Raw genomic sequence first — 18,124 nt, 5'->3', positions numbered from 1 at the left:
TCCTCAGCCGGCGGAAAAGGCGGTGTACTCGTCGGCGGAGAGCAGATCGCCCGGCTCCTCCGCGACGCGTACCTTGAACAGCCAGCCGCCCTCGAAGGGAGCGGAGTTCACCAGCGACGGGTCGCCGACGACGTCCTCGTTGACCTCGGTGACCTCACCGGTGACCGGCGAGTACAGGTCGGACACCGACTTCGTCGACTCCAGCTCGCCGCAGGTCTCGCCCGCGGACACCGTGGAGCCGACGTCGGGGAGCTGGACGAAGACGACGTCACCGAGCGCGTTGGCCGCGTGCTCCGTGATGCCGACCGTCGCGACGCCGTCCTCGGCGGCCGACAGCCACTCGTGCTCCTTGCTGTAGCGCAGCTGCTGGGGGTTGCTCATGGCCTGAATTCTCCTGTACACGCGGGAGTGCTGATGACGGGGGGACTGCGGAAACCGCTGGTGAGCGGCCGAATGTGCGCAGGGTCACGTGCCGGCCACGGGGCGGGGGCCCCGGAGACGGCCGACCGCGCCCAGTCTTTACTTCTGGCGCTTGTAGAACGGCAGCGCCACGACCTGGTACGCCTCGTGGGTGCCCCGGATGTCCACGCCGACGCCCTCGGTGCCCGGAGCGGCGTGCGCCGCGTCGACGTAGGCCATGGCGATCGGCTTGCCCAGGGTGGGGGAGGGGGCGCCGGAGGTGACCTCGCCGATCACCTCGCCCCCGGCGACGACGGCGTACCCGGCGCGCGGCACCCGGCGGCCCTCGGCGACCAGGCCGACGAGCACCCGCGGCGGGTTCTCCTCGGCCCGGGCGGCGGCCCCCGTGAGCGCCTCGCGGCCCACGAAGTCGCCTTCCTTCTCGAACTTGACCACCCGGCCGAGCCCGGCGTCGAAGGGGGTCAGCTCACGGGTCAGCTCGTGGCCGTACAGCGGCATGCCCGCCTCCAGGCGCAGCGTGTCCCGGCAGGACAGCCCGCACGGCACCAGACCGACGCCCTCGCCGGCCTTGGTCAGCGCCTGCCACAGCTCGACGGCGTGCTCCGGCTTCACGAACAGCTCGAAGCCGTCCTCGCCGGTGTAGCCGGTGCGGGCGATCAGCGCCGGGACGCCGGCGACCGTGCCGGGCAGACCGGCGTAGTACTTCAGACCGTCCAGGTCGGCGTCGGTGAGCGACGCCAGGATCCCGGGCGACTGGGGGCCCTGCACGGCGATCAGCGCGTACGCGTCCCGGTCGTCGCGGACCTCGGCGTCGAAGCCGTCGGCGCGCTCGGTGAGCGCGTCCAGCACGACCTGGGCGTTGGAGGCGTTGGCGACGACCATGTACTCGGTCTCGGCCAGCCGGTAGACGATCAGGTCGTCCAGGATGCCGCCGTCGGCCTGGCAGATCATGGTGTAGCGGGCGCGGCCCACGCCGACGGAGGCGATGTTGCCGACCAGGGCGAAGTTCAGGAGCGCGGCGGCCTCGGCGCCGGTGACGGTGATCTCGCCCATGTGGGAGAGGTCGAAGAGACCGGCCTTCGTGCGCACGGCGAGGTGCTCGTCGCGCTCGGAGCCGTAGCGCAGGGGCATGTCCCAGCCGGCGAAGTCGGTCATCGTCGCACCGAGCGAACGATGCACGGCATCGAGCGCGGTGTGACGGAGTTCAGAACTGCTCATCGGACGGTCGTCTCCCAAGGCAGGCGGACAGGCGAGGAACGTTCCTCCCCATCTGTCATCGGAACCTGAGAGGTTCGCCTCGACCGCCACGGGGACGGTCACGGCTTGCACCTTGGGTGGAGCCACTGTCTGCAGCGGCCCGCTTTTCAGATGTGCCTCGCCCGCGCGGTAACGGGGCCTGAGAGATTCAAGGGAGGGACTTGCTCCTTCGGCGCCCCGGCACCAGTGCTGCCAGGGACTCTCCCGCGCGGATTCAAGCGGCCGGTATGCAGTTGGCGGGCACATCATTGCACGCCACACCCCGCCCAGCCAGAGCACGCTCCTTGTGACCGACCTGTGGCCGTACGCACACGAACCGCCGACCGTTGCGCATTACCTTCTCTTTACGTACAACGGGCATGGGACCGACCGAGCCCCAGGGGAGGACGATCACGGTGAACAGGACCTCGGCCTACGCCACCGACGCCGGCTTCACGGTGCCGAAGCAGCCCCCCGCCCTGTCCCGCGAGCGCGGCACGGACCGCCCCGCACCGGTCGTGCGCGACCTGCGCGACCGCGCCGGCCGCAGCCCGCACGCCCTGCTCTTCGGCCCCCGCGACCTGGTGGTCGTCACCGGACTGCCCGGCAGCGGCAAGTCCACCCTGATGCACCGCGCGGTCAGCGGCCGGCGCGTCGACTCCCAGGACGCCCGCGACCGCTGGCAGGCCCGCGTCCCCGGCTTCCTCCCCTACGCCCTGTACCGCCCCCTGGTCCGCCTCGCGCACTACGCCGGACTGCGCCGCGCCCTGCGCACCGGCGAGGGAGTCGTCGTGCACGACTGCGGCACCCAGCCCTGGGTGCGCGCCTGGCTGGCCCGCGAGGCCCGCCGCCGGGGCGCCGCCCTGCACCTGCTCGTCCTCGACGTCAGTCCCGAGACGGCCCGGGAGGGCCAGCGCGAGCGCGGCCGGGGCGTGTCCCGCTACGCCTTCCGCCGCCACCGCCGTAGCACCGCCCGCCTGTTGCGCGCGGTGGAGCGGGGCGAGCTGCCCGCCGGCTGCGGCGCGGCTGTGCTGCTGGACCGGGACGCGGCGGACGTCCTCGGCCGGGTCGGCTTCACCCGGTGACGGGCGCCGGCCCCACCCGGTGGCGGGCGCCGGCCGCGAGGGGCGAGGGCGCCGGCCCCGGGCCGCGGCGGATGCCGATCCCTTACGGCGGCGGGTGCCGGCCCCACCCGGTGGCGGGCGCCGGCCGCGAGGGGCGAGGGCGCCGGCCCCGGGCCGCGGCGGGTGCCGATTCCTTACGGCGGCGGGTGCCGGCCTCACGCGGTGAGGCACTGTCACCGCCACCCGCTAGCCTTTTCGCGCACAGCAGTGATCCCCAGCAGGCGGTAGGCAGATGGACTTCCCGGCGGACCTTCCCGCGGACTTCCCGGCACAGGCGCACCCCCACCCGCACGGCGGGTGGCCCGGCAACGAGCTGGAGGAGGTGCTCTCGGCCTCCCTCGGCGTGCCCTCGGCGGCCGGCCGGATCGTCGAGGTCCTCGGCCGCAGCTTCCTGTGGATACCGCTGCCGAACGGCGGGGGCCCGCACAGCGGCCCGCTGGACCTGCCCACGACGGACATCGAGGGCCAGACCTACGTCCCGGTGTTCAGCTCCGAGGAGCAGCTGCGCCAGGTGGCCGGTGCCCACATGTCGTACACCGTCGCACCCGCCCTGGAGTTCGCCCGCGGCCTGCCCCCGCAGGCGGGCATCGTGGTCAACCCGGGCGGTGTGGTCGGCGTCCCGCTGCCGCCCGAGGCCGTGGCCGAGCTGTGCCGGGCCGGCCGCACCCCGCTCGACGGCCCCAACACCGGCGGCCGGGTCCGCCTCTTCGAGCCCGACTGGCAGGACGACCCGGTCGACTTCCTCTCCGCCGCCTCCGCCGAGTTCGCCGAGGCCGGCGTGATCCTCACCGCCCGCCGCTGCCTGGCCGCCGTCGAGACGGCCGACCCGGTGATGTTCGTCGGCGTGGAACTCTCCCAGTGGGAGGGCGACCTCCGTACCCGCCCCCTGGAGGCCCTCGGCCGGGCGCTGGGCAGGGTGCCGGTCCGGTGGCCGGTCAGCCTGGTCCTGATGGACGTGACGGACGACCCGGTGGCCACCTGGCTGAAGACCAACGTCCGCCCCTTCTACGAGTACGGCCACTGAAGACGCCCCGGAGGGCCGCGGGGCCGCGTCCGACGGGGGGCTCCGTCACGGGCCGCGAGCCCCCCGCGCACCCGCACCCGCGCACGAACACAAGGCCCCGAGCTGCAGGGCGCATAAGCTGTCTCCGAACGCAGGGGCACTGGAACAGAGAAGGGCACGACAGGTGAGCGCGAGCCACAGCGGAAGCGTCGAGCACACGCTGCGCCAGGTCACGCCCGGACGCTACGACGCCTACGAGGCCCTGCTCCGCGCCCTCGCCACCCCCTCCTCCGGCCAGATCTGGATGCTCCTGTGGCACGGCCAGGCCGGCGCCCCGGACGCCCAGTACGGGGACATGGAGGTGGACGGCTGCCACTACGCCCCCTGCGTCACCTCCGCCCAGGAGCTGTCGGCCAGCGGCTGGAACCGCTCGTACGAAGTGGTCGACGGCCTCGACGTGGCGCGCACCCTCTACCCCGACCACTACGGACTCTGGCTCAACCCGCACGCCCCGGGCGGCGGCGTCGGCATCCCCTGGCTGGACCTGCGCCGCATCGCCACCGGCCTGGACCGCCAGCCCGCGGGGCCCCTGCGGCTGTCCGAGCCCGGCATCGAGATCCCCCAGTTCTACGCCCTGCTCGCGCAGAACGCGCACCGGACCCCCGCGCTGCGCTCGCTGCGCCGTGCCTGGGTGCAGCCGGCGCTCGGGGCGCCGTACCTCGCCATCGGCCTGGACGTCTACGACACCTCGCCCGCCGCGGTCGACTCGGTGCGCGCGATGATGCAGCAGTCCATCGGGGCGGTCCCGGAGGGGCTGCCGGTGTCGACGGTGGCCATGACCGACGACCACGACCCGGTGGTGATGTGGATGCGGGCCAGCGCGCGCCCCTTCTACGACCGCGAGGCCCACGTCCCCGCGCCCCCGCCGCAGCCCCCGCTCCACGCCCCGGTACCGCCGCAGACCCCGGCCGCCGGGTACGGCTACCCACCGGTGCACGGCGGCTACTGACACCGGGGCGGTGTGACACGTGTGTCGACCCCCGGCGCAGAATTTACGCGCCGGACACATTTCTGCGCGCGTAGACTCCGCCGGATCGTCCCGAACCGCGCAGATTCGCCGTTCTGCCCCAACTGGCCCGCGTCCGGTGGCCGTTACCCACTGATCGGATAACGGAATCCCCTGGACTGCATCACGGTTGCGCATACTTTCGCCGTCAGCTCTGGCGGGTGATCGCGACGACGCTGAAGACTCCCGACTCAGACGTGAGGTCGAGACCTCATGCTCGATGGCAAGTCGACAAAGCCGCAATCCGCGGCAGGCGCAGGCCGGTCACCACCGGCGAGAGGGGTCGCTCACCGTGACCGCACCGATCGAGACCACCGGAGCGGCAGCCGAGGCACAGCCGGAGGCTGTGCTGGAGGGTGCCGGAAAGGGGCAGATCGAGGGTCGTTCCCTGGGCCAGATCGCCTGGACCCGGTTCAAGAAGGACAAGGTGGCCGTCGCGGGCGGCGTCATCGTGATCCTGCTGATCCTCCTCGCCATCCTCTCGCGGCCCATCCAGTCCCTGCTCGGGCTCGACCCCAACGCCTTCAACCAGGACCTGATCGACCCCAACACCTCCCTGCCCAAGGGGAGTCTGGGCGGCATGAGCGCGGACCACCCGCTCGGCGTGGACCCGAAGTTCGGCCGGGACATCGCCACCCGCGTCCTGGAGGGCTCCTGGGTGTCGCTGGTGGTCGCCTTCGGCGCCACCATCCTGTCCAACGTGATCGGTGCCGTCATGGGCGTCATCGCGGGCTACTACGGCGGGCGGGTCGACTCGATCATCAGCCGGCTGATGGACACCTTCCTCGCCTTCCCCCTCCTGCTGTTCGCCATCTCCATCTCCGCCACGCTGCAGGGCGGCGCGTTCGGCCTGAACGGACTGCCGCTCCACCTGAGCGTGCTGATCTTCGTCATCGGTTTCTTCAACTGGCCCTATCTGGGGCGGATCGTGCGCGGCCAGACCCTCGCCCTGCGCGAGCGCGAGTTCGTCGACGCCTCCCGGGGCATGGGCGCCAAGGCTCCGTACATCCTGTTCAGGGAGCTGATGCCCAACCTGGTCGGCCCGATCATCGTCTACTCGACGCTGCTCATCCCGACCAACATCCTCTTCGAGGCGTCCCTGAGCTTCCTCGGCGTCGGCATCCAGCCCCCGCAGGCGTCCTGGGGCGGCATGCTCCGCGAGGCGGTCAACTTCTACAAGGTCGACCCCCAGTTCATGATCGTCCCCGGACTCGCCATCTTCGTGACCGTGCTGGCGTTCAACCTGCTCGGTGACGGTCTCCGCGATGCTCTCGACCCGCGCAGTCGCTGACGCCTGCCACAGAGAGCCCGAAAAGTTTCCAACAATGGAGGGGAAAGCGCCCATCATGCGAAGGTCAGCGCTGGCCGCGATCGCGGCCATCGGCTCCGCCAGCCTGCTCGTTGCAGGTTGCAGCAAGGCCGATGACAACAAGAACGAGAACGGCACCAAGCCGGCCGGGGCCAACGCCGCGACCAAGGGCGTCGTCAACGCGTCCGACAAGAAGGGCGGCACTCTCACCTACGAGATGTCGGACGTCCCGGACTCGTTCGACCCGGGCAACACGTACTACGCGTACATGTACAACCTGAGCCGTCTGTGGGCCCGCCCGCTGATGACCTTCAAGCCGGGCGCCGGCGAGGAGGGCAACACCCTCGTCCCGGACCTCGCGGCGAGCAAGGGCGTGTCGAGCGACGGCGGCAAGACCTGGACGTACAAGCTGCGTTCGGGCCTGAAGTACGAGGACGGCACGCCGATCACCTCGAAGGACGTCAAGTACGCCGTCGAGCGCTCGAACTTCGCGCGTGACGTGCTCTCCCTCGGCCCGAACTACTTCCAGCAGTTCCTGGCCGGCGGCGACAAGTACAAGGGCCCGTACAAGGACAAGAGCGACAAGGGCCTGTCCTCCATCGAGACGCCGGACGACACCACGGTCGTCTTCCACCTGAAGCAGGCCTTCCAGGAGTTCGACTACCTGGTCGCGGCCCCGCAGACGGCGCCGGTGCCCAAGGCGAAGGACAAGGGCGTCGACTACGTCAAGAGCATCGTCTCCTCGGGCTCGTACAAGTTCCAGAGCTACGAGGACGGCAAGCAGGCCGTCCTGGTGCGCAACGAGAACTGGGACGCGAAGACCGACCCGCTGCGCAAGCAGCTGCCGGACAAGATCGTCGTCAAGCTGAAGGTCAACCCGGAGACGATCGACCAGGACGTCCTCGCCGGCAAGGCGATCGACCTGGCCGGTACCGGTGTCCAGGCCTCGACCCAGGCCGACGTCATCACCGACCCGGACAAGAAGGCCGGCACCGACAACACCTTCGGTGGCCGTCTCGTCTACATGGCGATCAACACCAAGGTCGCGCCGTTCGACAAGCTGGAGTGCCGCAAGGCCGTCCAGTACGCCATCGACAAGGTCTCGGTGCAGACCGCCGAGGGCGGCCCGATCCGCGGTGACATCGCCTCCACGGTCCTCCCGCCGGACATCCCGGGCTACGCCAAGTCCGACGTCTACGCCACCAAGGACAGCAAGGGTGACGTCGCCAAGGCCAAGGACCAGCTGAAGGCCTGCGGCAAGTCGTCCATCTCCACCAACATCTCGGCCCGTTCGGACCGTCCGCAGGAGGTCGACGCCGCCACGGCGATCATCAACTCGCTGAAGAAGGTCGGCATCAACGCCAGCCTGAAGCAGTACCCGTCCGGCAAGTACTTCACCGACTACGCCGGTGTGCCGAAGTTCACCGAGAAGCAGAACCTCGGTCTGATCATGATGCAGTGGGGCGCCGACTGGCCCTCGGGCTACGGCTTCCTGCAGCAGATCCTGAACGGCAAGGCGATCAGCCAGTCCGGCAACACCAACCTGGCGCAGTACGACAGCAAGGACGTCAACGCTCTGCTGTCCAAGGCGATCGGCACTCAGGACACCACCGAGCGCAACAGCCTCTACACGCAGATCGACAAGAAGACCATGGACGACGCCGTCCTCGTCCCGCTGACCTACTTCAAGGTCCTGCTCGCCCGCCCGCAGAACTACACCAACCTGGTTTCCACGGCGGCCTTCAGCGGTCAGTACGACTACCTCAACATCGGCGTCGCGTCGAAGTAGCAGCCCCGGAAGGCAGGTGAAGGCATTGGTGCCCGCGGGCCTCGCGGCCCGCGGGCACCAGCGCCGATCCCCGTGATCTCGTACATCCTCCGCCGGACGTTCGCGGCAGTGATCCTGCTGCTGGTCGTCTCCGCGGTCACCTTTGCCATCTTCTTCCTGCTGCCGCGGCTCGCCGGCCAGACAGCGGATCAGCTGGCGCAGCAGTACATCGGCAAGAGCCCGTCGCAGGCGGACATCGCCGCGGTCAAGCGCAACCTCGGTCTGGACCAGCCCGTCTACGTCCAGTACTGGCACTTCATCAAGGGGATCGTGGCCGGCGCCGACTACAGCATCGGCCCCACCACGGTGCACTGCGACGCACCCTGCTTCGGCTACTCCTTCAAGAACCACCAGGCGGTGTGGCCGGAACTCACCTCCCGCATCCCGATCACGCTCTCGCTCGCCGTGGGCGCCGCGGTGCTGTGGCTGCTCTCGGGTGTGGTGGCCGGTGTCATCTCCGCGCTGAAGCCGCGGTCGGTCTACGACCGGGCCTTCATGGGCGTCGCGCTCGCCGGCGTCTCGCTGCCCATGTTCTTCACGGGGAACCTGGCGCTCCTGCTCTTCACCGAACAGCTGCCGATCTTCGGCCGCGACTACGTCCCGTTCACCGAGAACCCTTCCCAGTGGGCCAACACCCTCTTCCCGGCCTGGTGTTCTCTCGCCCTGCTGTACTCCGCCATCTACGCGCGACTGACCCGCTCGGGCATGCTGGAGACGATGAACGAGGACTTCATCCGCACGGCCCGCGCCAAGGGCCTGCGCGAGCGCAACGTCGTGGTCCGCCATGGCCTGCGCGCGGCCCTCACGCCGATCATCACCGTGTTCGGCATGGACCTCGGTCTGCTGCTCGGCGGCGCCGTGATCACCGAGTACGTGTTCTCGTTGCCGGGCATCGGCCAGTACGCGGTGCAGGGCATCACCGACAACGACCTGCCCAAGATCCTCGGCGTGACCCTGCTCGCCGCCTTCTTCGTCGTGATCGCAAATCTTGTGGTGGACGTGCTCTACGCCGCCGCCGACCCGCGGGTGAGGCTCTCGTGACCGAACTCTCCAAGACCGGCGCGGCCGTGGGCGAGCCCACGCCCGCCAAGGCACCCGAGGCCTTCCTGGAGGTCCGTGACCTCAAGGTGCACTTCCCGACCGACGACGGCATCGTCAAGTCCGTCGACGGGCTCAGCTTCTCGCTGGAGAAGGGCAGTACCCTCGCCATCGTCGGCGAGTCCGGCTCCGGCAAGTCGGTCACCTCGCAGGCCATCATGGGCCTGCACCGGCTCGGCACGCGCGGCAAGAACGTGCGGATGTCCGGCGAGATCTGGCTGGACGGCAAGGAACTGGTCTCCGCCGCTCCGGACGAGGTGCGCAAGCTCCGCGGCCGCGAGATGGCGATGATCTTCCAGGACCCGCTGTCCGCGATGCACCCCTACTACAAGGTCGGCGACCAGATCGTCGAGGCCTACCGGGTGCACCACAAGGTCAGCAAGAAGGTCGCCCGCGCGCGGGCCATCGAGATGCTCGACCGCGTCGGCATCCCCGAGCCGGCCAAGCGCGTCGACGGCTACCCGCACGAGTTCTCCGGCGGTATGCGCCAGCGCGCCATGATCGCCATGGCCCTGGTGAACAACCCCGAGTTGCTCATCGCGGACGAGCCGACCACCGCCCTCGACGTGACCGTCCAGGCGCAGATCCTCGACCTGATCCGGGACCTGCAGAAGGAGTTCGGCTCCGCGGTCATCATGATCACGCACGACCTCGGTGTGGTCGCCGAGATCGCCGACGACGTCCTCGTGATGTACGGCGGCCGGTGCGTGGAGCGCGGTCCGGCCGACGAGGTCTTCGAGAAGCCGCAGCACCCCTACACCTGGGGCCTGCTCGGCTCGATGCCCCGCATCGACCGCGAGACCTCCGAGCGGCTCATCCCGGTCAAGGGCTCGCCGCCGAGCCTCATCAACGTCCCCTCGGGCTGCGCCTTCCACCCGCGCTGCCCGTACGCGGACATCCCCAAGGGGAACGTCACCCGCACGGTGCGTCCCGAGCTGGAGCTGGTGAGCACCGGGCACTGGTCCGCCTGCCACCTCTCGGCCGAGGACCGCCAGCGGATCTGGACCGAAGAGATTGCGCCCAAGCTGTGAGTGAGACCAAGAAGACGGACGAGGCCGCGATCCCTCAGCAGGCGTCGGCCTCCGAGGGCTCGGCGGACCGCGAGGTGCTCCTCAAGGTCGAGGGCCTGACCAAGCACTTCCCGATCAAGAAGGGCATCCTGCAGCGGCAGGTCGGCGCCGTGAAGGCCGTCGACGGCATCGACTTCGAGGTGCGCAAGGGCGAGACCCTGGGCGTGGTCGGCGAGTCGGGCTGCGGCAAGTCGACCATGGGCCGGGTCATCACCCGGCTCCAGGACCCGACCGGCGGGAAGATCACCTTCGAGGGCCAGGACATCACGCGGCTCAAGACCGGGCAGATGCGCCCGCTGCGCCGCGACATCCAGATGATCTTCCAGGACCCGTACGGCTCCCTGAACCCCCGGCACACCATCGGCTCGATCGTCTCGGCGCCCTTCCGGCTCCAGGGCGTCGAGCCGGAGGGCGGGGTGAAGAAGGAGGTCCAGCGGCTGCTGTCGCTGGTCGGCCTCAGCCCCGAGCACTACAACCGCTACCCGCACGAGTTCTCCGGCGGCCAGCGTCAGCGCATCGGCATCGCCCGTGCGCTCGCCCTGAAGCCGAAGCTGGTCGTGGCGGACGAGCCGGTCTCCGCGCTGGACGTGTCGATCCAGGCCCAGGTCGTGAACCTCATGGACGACCTCCAGGAGGAGCTGGGCCTGACCTACGTGATCATCGCCCACGACCTCTCGGTGGTCCGGCACGTCTCGGACCGGATCGCGGTGATGTACCTCGGCAAGATTGTGGAGCTGGCCGACCGCACCGCGCTGTACGAGTCGCCGATGCACCCGTACACCAAGGCGCTGATGTCGGCGGTGCCGGTGCCGGACCCGAAGCGCCGGGGCCAGAAGAGCGAGCGCATCCTGCTCCGCGGCGACGTTCCCTCGCCGATCGCCCCGCCCTCCGGCTGCCGTTTCCACACACGGTGCTGGAAGGCGACGGAGATCTGCCGGACGACCGAACCCCAGCTGGTCGAGCTGCGGCCGGGCCAGCGGGTCGCCTGTCACCACCCCGAGAACTTCGCCGACCAGGCCCCGCAGGACACGGTCCTGCTGACGGCGGCGAAGGAGGCCTCGGAGCTGGTCCCGGACTCGGTGACCTCCGGCGGTTCGACGGAGAAGGAGCCGGCGGCGAAGGAGCCGGCGGAGAAGCAGTCGGTGGCGAAGGAGCCGGTGGCGAAGGAGGCTTCCGAGCCGGCGGAGGCGGTTGCGGCCGCCGAGGCGGCGGAAGCCGCTGCCGAGTCACGGGAGGCCGTCGCCGAGGCCGAAGAGGCTGCCGGGACAGCCGAGGTCGAAGAGGCCCCCGAGACCGCCGGTCCCGCCGAGGCCCCCGAGACCGAAGCGGTGACCGCGGAGACCTCGGAGACCTCGGAGACCGACGAGTCCGCCGAAAGGCCCTCCGCGACCGCCGACGCTCCGGCAGCCGCCGAAGGTGCGGACACGACCGAGGTCGTCGAGGCGGTCGAGACGTCCGGCACGAAGACCGGCCCGGGCGCGAAGACCACGAACGAGGCCGGCAGCGAGGAGCCGACCGACAAGTAGCACGGGACGTGGCCCATGACGTCGCACATGACGACTGGGCAAAGTCATGTACATGCCTGAACGGGAGAGTGCAGAGTCGTCCGTGTCCGACCACTGATCGGCACGCTCGAAAGGGACGACCCGTGTCACTCTCCCGTTCGGCACGTCTGGGGGCAGTCGCCACCGCCGCTGCCTCCCTCCTCGTCGTCGCCGCCTCCTCCGCCCCCACCCCGGGCGCCCCCGGCATCGGCGACCCCTACTTCCCGCAGCTCGGCAACGGCGGCTACGACGCCCGCCACTACGACCTCGACCTCGCCTACGCCCCGGACACCGGCCGCCTGGACGGCCGTACGACCCTCACGGCGCGCGCCACCCAGACGCTCTCCTCCTTCGACCTCGACCTGCAGCAGCTGGAGGTCACCGGCGTCCGGGTCGACGGCAGACGGGCGGAGTTCACCCGCGACGGCGACGAGATGACCGTCACCCCGCGCCGCGCACTCCCCGAGGGCCGTGTGTTCACCGTCTCCGTCACCTACGGCGGCGTACCCGAGCCCCTCGGCGGGCCCATCATCTTCGGCTCCTCCTACGGCTGGATGAAGACCGGCGACGGCGTCTTCGTCGCCTGCGAGCCCAACGCCGCCTCCACCTGGTTCCCGTCCAGCGACCACCCCGCCGACAAGGCCACCTACGACATCCGGATCAAGGCCCCGCGGGGCCTGACCGCCGTCTCCAACGGCCGGCTGGTGTCGACGTACGACAAGGGCGGCTCGACGTACACCCACTGGCGGGAGTCGAGGCCGATGGCGACCTACCTCGCCACCGCCACCATCGGGAAGTTCGACGTGCGCACCGGCCGCACCCCCGGCGGCATCCCCGTCTACGTCGCCGTCGACCCCGTGCTGAAGGACGGCAACAGCGTCGACGTCTACGGCGTCACCGCGGCCGCCACCGACTACTGGTCGGAGGTCTTCGGGCCCTACCCCTTCGAGGAGACCGGCGCGATCGTGGACGACATGCCGGAGGCCGGGTTCTCGCTGGAGGTGCAGAGCAAGCCCGCCTACTCGGCCGTGCGCAACGAGACGACCATCGTGCACGAGCTGGCCCACCAGTGGTTCGGCGACTCGGTGAGCGTGGCGCGATGGAAGGACACCTGGCTCAACGAGGGCTTCGCCACCTACGCCCAGTGGCTGTGGGCCGAGCACCGGGGCACCCGCTCCGCCCACGACTCCTTCCTCGCCGGGTACAACGCCCGCCCCGCCGACTCCGCCTTCTGGCAGATCAAGGTCGCCGACCCGCAGCGGGACACGATGTTCGCCTCGGCCGTCTACCAGCGCGGCGCGATGACGCTCCAGGCGCTGCGCGAGCGGATCGGCGACAAGGCCTTCTTCACGCTCCTGCCCGCCTGGACGCGCCTCCACAGGTACGGCAACGCGGACACCGACGACTTCGTCCGCCTCGCGGAGCGCGTCAGCGGACGGCAGCTGGACGACCTGTTCGACACCTGGCTGTTCACCACAGGGAAACCCGCCCTGTGAGCCTGGCTTTGTAAGGTTCACCCACTCCGACAGGTGAGAATGTCAGGGTGCAGCTCCAGCAACTCTTCAGTCCCTCCGTCCAGCACACGCTCGATGTGATCGGCATCTTCGTGTTCGCGATCTCCGGCGCCCTGCTGGCGGTGCGGAAGAACTTCGACGTCTTCGGCATCGCCGTGCTCGCCGAGGTCACCGCGCTGGGCGGGGGACTGTTCCGCGACCTGGTCATCGGGGCCGTCCCCCCGGCCGCCTTCACCGACCTCGGGTACTTCGTCACCCCGCTGCTCGCCACGCTCGTCGTCTTCTTCCTGCACCCGCACGTGGAGCGCATCCAGGCGGCGGTGCTGGTCTTCGACGCGGCCGGCCTCGGTCTGTTCTGCGTCAGCGGTACGACGAAGGCGTACAGCTTCGGCCTCGGCCTGACCGCGTCGGCGACGCTGGGCCTGGCCACCGCCGTCGGCGGCGGTGTCCTGCGGGACGTGCTGGCCAACGAGGTGCCCTCACTGCTGCGCTGGGACCGCGACCTCTACGCCGTCCCGGCGATCGTCGGTGCCTCGATGGTCGCGCTGTGCATCCGCTACGACGCCCTCACCCCGCTCACCAGCGGGCTCGCGGTCGTCACGGCTTTCGTGCTGCGCCTGCTCGCGATGCGGTACCACTGGCGAGCGCCGCGCGCGTGGAACCGCCGGTCGACGGTGACGGAGGAGTAGCCCCGGGGGTCGCCGCCGCGGTCCCGGGGGTGCCGGGAGCTGTCCCGGGGGCCCCGGGAGCGGTCCCGGCGACGGAGGTGTCGTGCCCCTTGGCGCGGCTCTCGCCCATCTGCAGGGTCAGCCAGCGGAAGACGGTGTCCACCTGCGGGCGCCACAGCGCCATGGTGTGACCGCCCGCACTGCGCGGCAGGAACACCACCCGCACGGTGGTCGGCGCCTTGGCGGCCGCCTCCAGGGCCAGGCCGGCCTGGTAGCCGTCGCCGGACTGGCCGGAGAGGTACAGCGCGACCGGGGGCGGGGTGGGGGCCTTGCGCAGCATCAGGTAGGGGTTGTTCGCGGCACGCAGGGCGGGGGTCTGCGCGGCGAGGGAGTTGCGCTCGCCGATCGGGTCGTTGTAGCCGGACATGCTCACCGCGGCCCGGTACCGGTCGGGATGGGCCACGGCCAGCTTGACCGCGCAGTGCGCGCCCGCCGAATAGCCGGCCACCGCCCAGCCCCGGGGGGCCGGCTCGGCCCGGAAGTTGTCCGTGACCATCTTCGGGACGTCGATGCTGAGCCAGGTGTCGGCGTTGACCTGGCCCGGGATGTTGGCGCAGCCGGTGTCCACACCGGCCAGCAGGTTGGTGCGCGGGGCGACCAGGATGAACGGCGCCACCCGGCCGCTCCGCATCAGCGGCAGCAGCTGCTCGTGGGCCTGCAGCGAGCCGAACCAGGCCTTGGCGGAGCCGGGGTACCCCGGCAGCACCTCCACCACCGGGAACTTCCTGTGCCGGTAGGCCGGGTCGTCGTACTGCGGCGGAAGCCAGACGTAGACCTCGGCGTTCACGCCGGAGACCCGGCCCCTGAGCTGGGTGACGCGCACCCCGCCGGCCGCGCGCATGCCGGGGCCCTGGGCCTCCGCGAAGGTCTGGCGCACCTTGGGCAATCGTTTCACCGCGATCCCGCCGGTGCCGTCCCGGCCGAGGTCGGCGGCCTGCTGCACGTGGTCGCCGGTGCCGAGGAGGTCGGCCCAGTTGTCGTACAGGTTGTTCTGGTTGTTGACCAGCACGAAGACCAGGGTGACGGCCGTGCCCTGGGCGAACAGCAGCATCAGCACCCGGGCCGCGGTGCGCAGCGGCCTGGGTCCGCGCATCCGTGACCACAGGACGAGCGGCAGGATCAGGGCGACCACGGACAGCACGATGGTCGTGTAGAGGAACGGAGTCCCGGTGAGGCTCATGTCCCCTTAGAGGGAGAACCGAGCCCCGGGGTTGAGGACGAGTCCGGACACTTACCGAGAAATTGCCGGACCCTCACCTGGCGGCCGCGCCCGACGCTCGCCCCAGCGAGAAAAGCTACCGCTTAGTAGTTTCCTGCTGTACCGTTCATCCATGCCAGAAGCAGCTTCCGTCCCCGCCGCCCCGGCCCTGATCGGTGACAGCGAGTTCGACCGCGACACCGCGGTCACCCGGCGAGAGCCCGGCGTCTACGACATCGACCTCTCGGCCGGCTGGACCATCATCAGCGCCGTCAACGGCGGCTATCTGCTGGCCGTGCTCGGCCGGGCCCTCGCGGACACCCTGCCGCACCCGGACCCGTTCACCGTCTCCGCGCACTACCTGACCGCCTCGCAGCCCGGCCCGGCGGTCGTCCGCACCGAGACCGTGCGCACCGGCCGCACCCTCTCCACCGGCCAGGCCTCGCTCTACCAGTACGACGACGAGGGCAACGAGATCGAACGCATCCGCGTCCTCGCCTCCTACGGCGACCTCGCCGCCCTCCCCGACGACGTCCGTACGACGGCCACCCCGCCCGCGATCCCGCCGCCGGAGCAGTGCTTCGGCCCCGAGGACGGGCCGGCCCCGGTCGACGGCAGTTCCGCGATCACCGACCGGCTGATGCTCAAGCTGGACCCCGCCACCCTCGGCTGGGCGCTCGGCGCGCCCTCCGGCAAGGGCGAGATGCGCGCCTGGTTCGGCCTCGCCGACGGCCGTGACGCCGACCCGCTCTCGCTGCTCCTCGCCGTGGACGCCCTCCCGCCCACCGCCTTCGAGCTGGGCATCAAGGGCTGGGTGCCGACCGTGGAACTCACCGTCCACGTCCGCCACCGGCCGGCCCCCGGCCCGCTGCGGGTGTCGATCACCACCCGCAACCTGGCCGGCGGCTTCCTGGAGGAGGACGCCGAGGTCTGGGACAGCGAGGACCGGCTGGTCGCCCAGTCCCGCCAGCTGGCCCGGGTCAGACTCGGCTGAGCGGCGAGCGGCCCAGCCAGGCCGCCAGCTGCTCGTACACACCGGCTCCCTCCGGCGTCTCACGGCGTGCGGCGAAGGGCGTCTCCGCGTCGCGGGGACGGGAGTCCGGCAGCACGGCGCGGGCGGTGGCGAGCGCGAACCCGGCCAGTTCCGGGTCGAGCCCGTCCCGCCGGCCGAGCGCCTCGGCGAGGTCCCAGGTGTGCGTGACGATCTCCATGACGTAGCCCGAGAGCGCCGCGTGGCCGGGGACCTCACCCCAGGGGACCCGTACCGGGGCCGTCATCCGCTCGTCGCTCTCCCAGGCCTTCAGGACCCGGACCCGCACCTCGTCGTAGGCCGCGGCCCAGCCGTCGTCCGCGACCCCCTCGGTGACCGGGTCCACGGCGAGACCGTCGCCGCCCTCGCCGACCACCGCGATCCGCCGGGTACCGCCGACGATGTGGCCCAGCAGGCCGCGGACGTCGAACTCGCTGCAGGGGGTCGGCCGGTCCAGGTCCCCGGGCCGTACCTCCTTGATCAGGGCGGCGGCCTGGTCGGTCGCGCGGACGTAGAACGGGCGCGGGTCGATGAACTCGGTGCTGGTCATGGTGTGCCTCTCCCGTGGTGGTGCTCGTGTTCGGTGGGAAGAGGATGCGCGGATAACCTGACACCTCCCGTCAACATTTGCGCGGCACTCGGCGCCCGCGGGATCCTGGGCGCGTGAAGTCCGACCGGCTGCTGTCGATCCTGCTGCTCCTGCAGACCCGGGGCCGCGTCCCCGCCCCCGAACTCGCCGACCGGCTTGAGGTGTCGGTCCGCACCATCTACCGGGACGTCGAGGCGCTGTCCGCCGCGGGGGTCCCGGTGTACGCCGAGCGCGGCCGGCACGGCGGCATCGAACTCCTCCCCGGCTTCCGGACCGACGTCACGGGGCTGACCGCCGACGAGTCCCGGGCCCTGTTCATCCTGGGGGCGCAGGGTGCCCATGCCGCGCTCGGGCTGGACGCGGCCCTCGGTTCGGCCCTGCGCAAGGTGATGGCCGCGCTCCCGGCGCCGCACCGGCCCGCCGCCGAGGTGACCAGCCGCCGCATCCTGGTCGACGCCACCCGCTGGAAGAGCGGCCCGCAGCAGGCCGTCGACCTGGACGTGCTCCAGGACGCGGTCTTCTCCGACCTGCGCCTGAGGCTCCGTTACCGGCACAGCGGGCAGCACGAGCCGCGGACGTACACCGTGGATCCCTACGGCCTCGTCGCCAAGGCCGGGGTCTGGTACCTGGTCGCCGACCGCCGCGGCCTGCCCCGGCTGTTCCGCGCCGACCGGATCCGCTCCGCCCGGCCGCTGGACGAGCCCGTACGGCGCCGGCCCGGGGTCGAACTCGGCGACGCCTGGGAGGTGTTGCGCCGGCAGGTGGAGGAACGGGAGAACACGGTCGAGGTCACCGTGCGGGTACGGCGCGAGCGGCTCGACCTGTTCCAGCGGCTGGTCGCCGCCCAGCTGACGGCCCTGCCCGACGATCCCGGCACGGGCGAGTGGGCCACCGCGCGGCTGGCCTACCCGAGCCTGCGGGCCGTACGGCAACTCCTCGGACTCTCCGACCAGGTGGAGGTCGTGGACCCGCCCGAGGCGCGGGCGGAACTGCTGGCGGCGGTGCGTTCGGTCACGGAGCTGTACGAGGGGGCCGGCCCGGGGAGCGGCAGCCGGCGGGCAGCACGGGCCCACGTGCCGCCCGGGTGACGCCGGTCGTCGGAGCCGGCTCTCGTGAAGCGTGTCCGTCTCGTCCCCGCTGCTGCCGGCCGCGTGCGGCTCGGGTGACTCGTCCTCGCCCTCGTCCCGGTCCTCGGCCTGGGGCTCCGCGGGCAGCGGCGGCGCCGGTGGGCGGCGGGGCCGTCAGGGGCCGTCCGGCACGCCCACAAGCGGGGCCGGAGGGTGCCGGCCGGAGGAGCGAGCGCCGTCGGGGGCGTCGTCCGCGAGGCCGACCGGCACGCCCGGCGGGGTGCCGAGCGGCGTGCCCGG

General features: G+C 71.1%; 16 protein-coding genes and 2 riboswitches. Of the genes, 12 read left to right on the top strand and 4 right to left on the bottom strand.

Translation table 11 applies throughout. From position 1 onward, the window contains the following. Positions 1-3: 3 nt before the first annotated feature. Entirely contained in the window at positions 4-381 is a 378-nt protein-coding gene (gcvH, locus tag ACZ4VF_RS36335) for a glycine cleavage system protein GcvH (RefSeq protein WP_467931402.1), read from the bottom strand. Positions 382-519: 138 nt separating this feature from the next. Next, positions 520-1,638, bottom strand: coding sequence for a glycine cleavage system aminomethyltransferase GcvT (gene gcvT, locus ACZ4VF_RS36330; RefSeq protein ID WP_467931400.1), 1,119 nt, complete (start codon positions 1,636-1,638; stop codon positions 520-522). A 42-nt stretch (positions 1,639-1,680) separates the two neighbouring features. Next, a riboswitch (glycine riboswitch) is annotated at positions 1,681-1,794 on the bottom strand. Further along, a riboswitch (glycine riboswitch) is annotated at positions 1,795-1,894 on the bottom strand. Between the two features lie 178 nt (positions 1,895-2,072). On the opposite strand from gcvT, the gene ACZ4VF_RS36325 reads away from it, so the two are divergent. The 10 genes from ACZ4VF_RS36325 to ACZ4VF_RS36280 all read left to right on the top strand — a co-directional run bounded on the left by ACZ4VF_RS36325 (position 2,073) and on the right by ACZ4VF_RS36280 (position 13,901). Then, positions 2,073-2,741, top strand: a complete 669-nt coding sequence (locus ACZ4VF_RS36325; protein WP_467931399.1) for an AAA family ATPase — start codon at positions 2,073-2,075, stop codon at positions 2,739-2,741. Positions 2,742-3,012: 271 nt separating this feature from the next. Then, a complete protein-coding gene (locus ACZ4VF_RS36320; RefSeq protein ID WP_467931397.1) occupies positions 3,013-3,804 on the top strand; it encodes an enhanced serine sensitivity protein SseB in 792 nt (263 codons plus the stop codon). 163 nt (positions 3,805-3,967) lie between these two features. Further along, a complete protein-coding gene (locus ACZ4VF_RS36315; RefSeq protein WP_467931396.1) occupies positions 3,968-4,792 on the top strand; it encodes an enhanced serine sensitivity protein SseB C-terminal domain-containing protein in 825 nt (274 codons plus the stop codon). Between the two features lie 349 nt (positions 4,793-5,141). Then, a complete protein-coding gene (locus tag ACZ4VF_RS36310) occupies positions 5,142-6,140 on the top strand; it encodes an ABC transporter permease (RefSeq protein ID WP_467931395.1) in 999 nt (332 codons plus the stop codon). Positions 6,141-6,195: 55 nt separating this feature from the next. After that, positions 6,196-7,947, top strand: coding sequence for an ABC transporter substrate-binding protein (locus ACZ4VF_RS36305; protein WP_467931393.1), 1,752 nt, complete (start codon positions 6,196-6,198; stop codon positions 7,945-7,947). A gap of 72 nt (positions 7,948-8,019) precedes the next feature. Continuing rightward, positions 8,020-9,027, top strand: coding sequence for an ABC transporter permease (locus tag ACZ4VF_RS36300; protein WP_467931392.1), 1,008 nt, complete (start codon positions 8,020-8,022; stop codon positions 9,025-9,027). Then, complete coding sequence (locus tag ACZ4VF_RS36295) at positions 9,024-10,115, top strand: ABC transporter ATP-binding protein (protein ID WP_467931391.1); 1,092 nt, start codon at positions 9,024-9,026, stop codon at positions 10,113-10,115. The genes ACZ4VF_RS36300 and ACZ4VF_RS36295 overlap by 4 nt, the downstream gene beginning before the upstream one ends. After that, complete coding sequence (locus ACZ4VF_RS36290; RefSeq protein WP_467931389.1) at positions 10,112-11,680, top strand: ABC transporter ATP-binding protein; 1,569 nt, start codon at positions 10,112-10,114, stop codon at positions 11,678-11,680. Before ACZ4VF_RS36295 ends, ACZ4VF_RS36290 begins: the two co-directional genes overlap by 4 nt. 122 nt (positions 11,681-11,802) lie before the next feature. Beyond that, complete coding sequence (locus ACZ4VF_RS36285) at positions 11,803-13,194, top strand: M1 family metallopeptidase (protein WP_467931388.1); 1,392 nt, start codon at positions 11,803-11,805, stop codon at positions 13,192-13,194. Between the two features lie 47 nt (positions 13,195-13,241). Beyond that, complete coding sequence (locus tag ACZ4VF_RS36280) at positions 13,242-13,901, top strand: trimeric intracellular cation channel family protein (protein ID WP_467931387.1); 660 nt, start codon at positions 13,242-13,244, stop codon at positions 13,899-13,901. Here ACZ4VF_RS36280 and ACZ4VF_RS36275 read toward each other — a convergent pair. Beyond that, entirely contained in the window at positions 13,810-15,120 is a 1,311-nt protein-coding gene (locus tag ACZ4VF_RS36275; RefSeq protein WP_467931385.1) for an alpha/beta hydrolase, read from the bottom strand. The genes ACZ4VF_RS36280 and ACZ4VF_RS36275 overlap by 92 nt on opposite strands. 151 nt (positions 15,121-15,271) lie before the next feature. Here ACZ4VF_RS36275 and ACZ4VF_RS36270 point away from each other — a divergent pair, with 151 nt between their 5' ends. Continuing rightward, positions 15,272-16,132 (top strand): thioesterase family protein, encoded by an 861-nt coding sequence (locus ACZ4VF_RS36270; RefSeq protein WP_467931384.1) that lies wholly within the window; start codon positions 15,272-15,274, stop codon positions 16,130-16,132. Here ACZ4VF_RS36270 and ACZ4VF_RS36265 read toward each other — a convergent pair. Then, complete coding sequence (locus ACZ4VF_RS36265; RefSeq protein ID WP_467931383.1) at positions 16,119-16,718, bottom strand: TIGR03086 family metal-binding protein; 600 nt, start codon at positions 16,716-16,718, stop codon at positions 16,119-16,121. The genes ACZ4VF_RS36270 and ACZ4VF_RS36265 overlap by 14 nt on opposite strands. 113 nt (positions 16,719-16,831) lie before the next feature. On the opposite strand from ACZ4VF_RS36265, the gene ACZ4VF_RS36260 reads away from it, so the two are divergent. Further along, positions 16,832-17,845 (top strand): helix-turn-helix transcriptional regulator, encoded by a 1,014-nt coding sequence (locus tag ACZ4VF_RS36260; RefSeq protein WP_467931381.1) that lies wholly within the window; start codon positions 16,832-16,834, stop codon positions 17,843-17,845. Positions 17,846-18,124 lie beyond the last annotated feature (279 nt).

This window comes from Streptomyces sp. NPDC029151 (assembly GCF_055564315.1).
Note: the sequence above shows the minus strand (reverse complement) of the source record. Positions and strands in the feature narration are given on the sequence as shown.

What these genes read in the sequence shown, in the direction of transcription:
- gcvH (WP_467931402.1), bottom strand. Translation starts at nt 381, where the DNA reads ATGAGCAACCCCCAGCAGCTGCGCTACAGCAAGGAGCACGAGTGGCTG.
- gcvT (WP_467931400.1), bottom strand. Translation starts at nt 1,638, where the DNA reads ATGAGCAGTTCTGAACTCCGTCACACCGCGCTCGATGCCGTGCATCGT.
- ACZ4VF_RS36320 (WP_467931397.1), top strand. Translation starts at nt 3,013, where the DNA reads ATGGACTTCCCGGCGGACCTTCCCGCGGACTTCCCGGCACAGGCGCAC.
- ACZ4VF_RS36305 (WP_467931393.1), top strand. Translation starts at nt 6,196, where the DNA reads ATGCGAAGGTCAGCGCTGGCCGCGATCGCGGCCATCGGCTCCGCCAGC.
- ACZ4VF_RS36275 (WP_467931385.1), bottom strand. Translation starts at nt 15,120, where the DNA reads ATGAGCCTCACCGGGACTCCGTTCCTCTACACGACCATCGTGCTGTCC.
- ACZ4VF_RS36270 (WP_467931384.1), top strand. Translation starts at nt 15,272, where the DNA reads ATGCCAGAAGCAGCTTCCGTCCCCGCCGCCCCGGCCCTGATCGGTGAC.
- ACZ4VF_RS36265 (WP_467931383.1), bottom strand. Translation starts at nt 16,718, where the DNA reads ATGACCAGCACCGAGTTCATCGACCCGCGCCCGTTCTACGTCCGCGCG.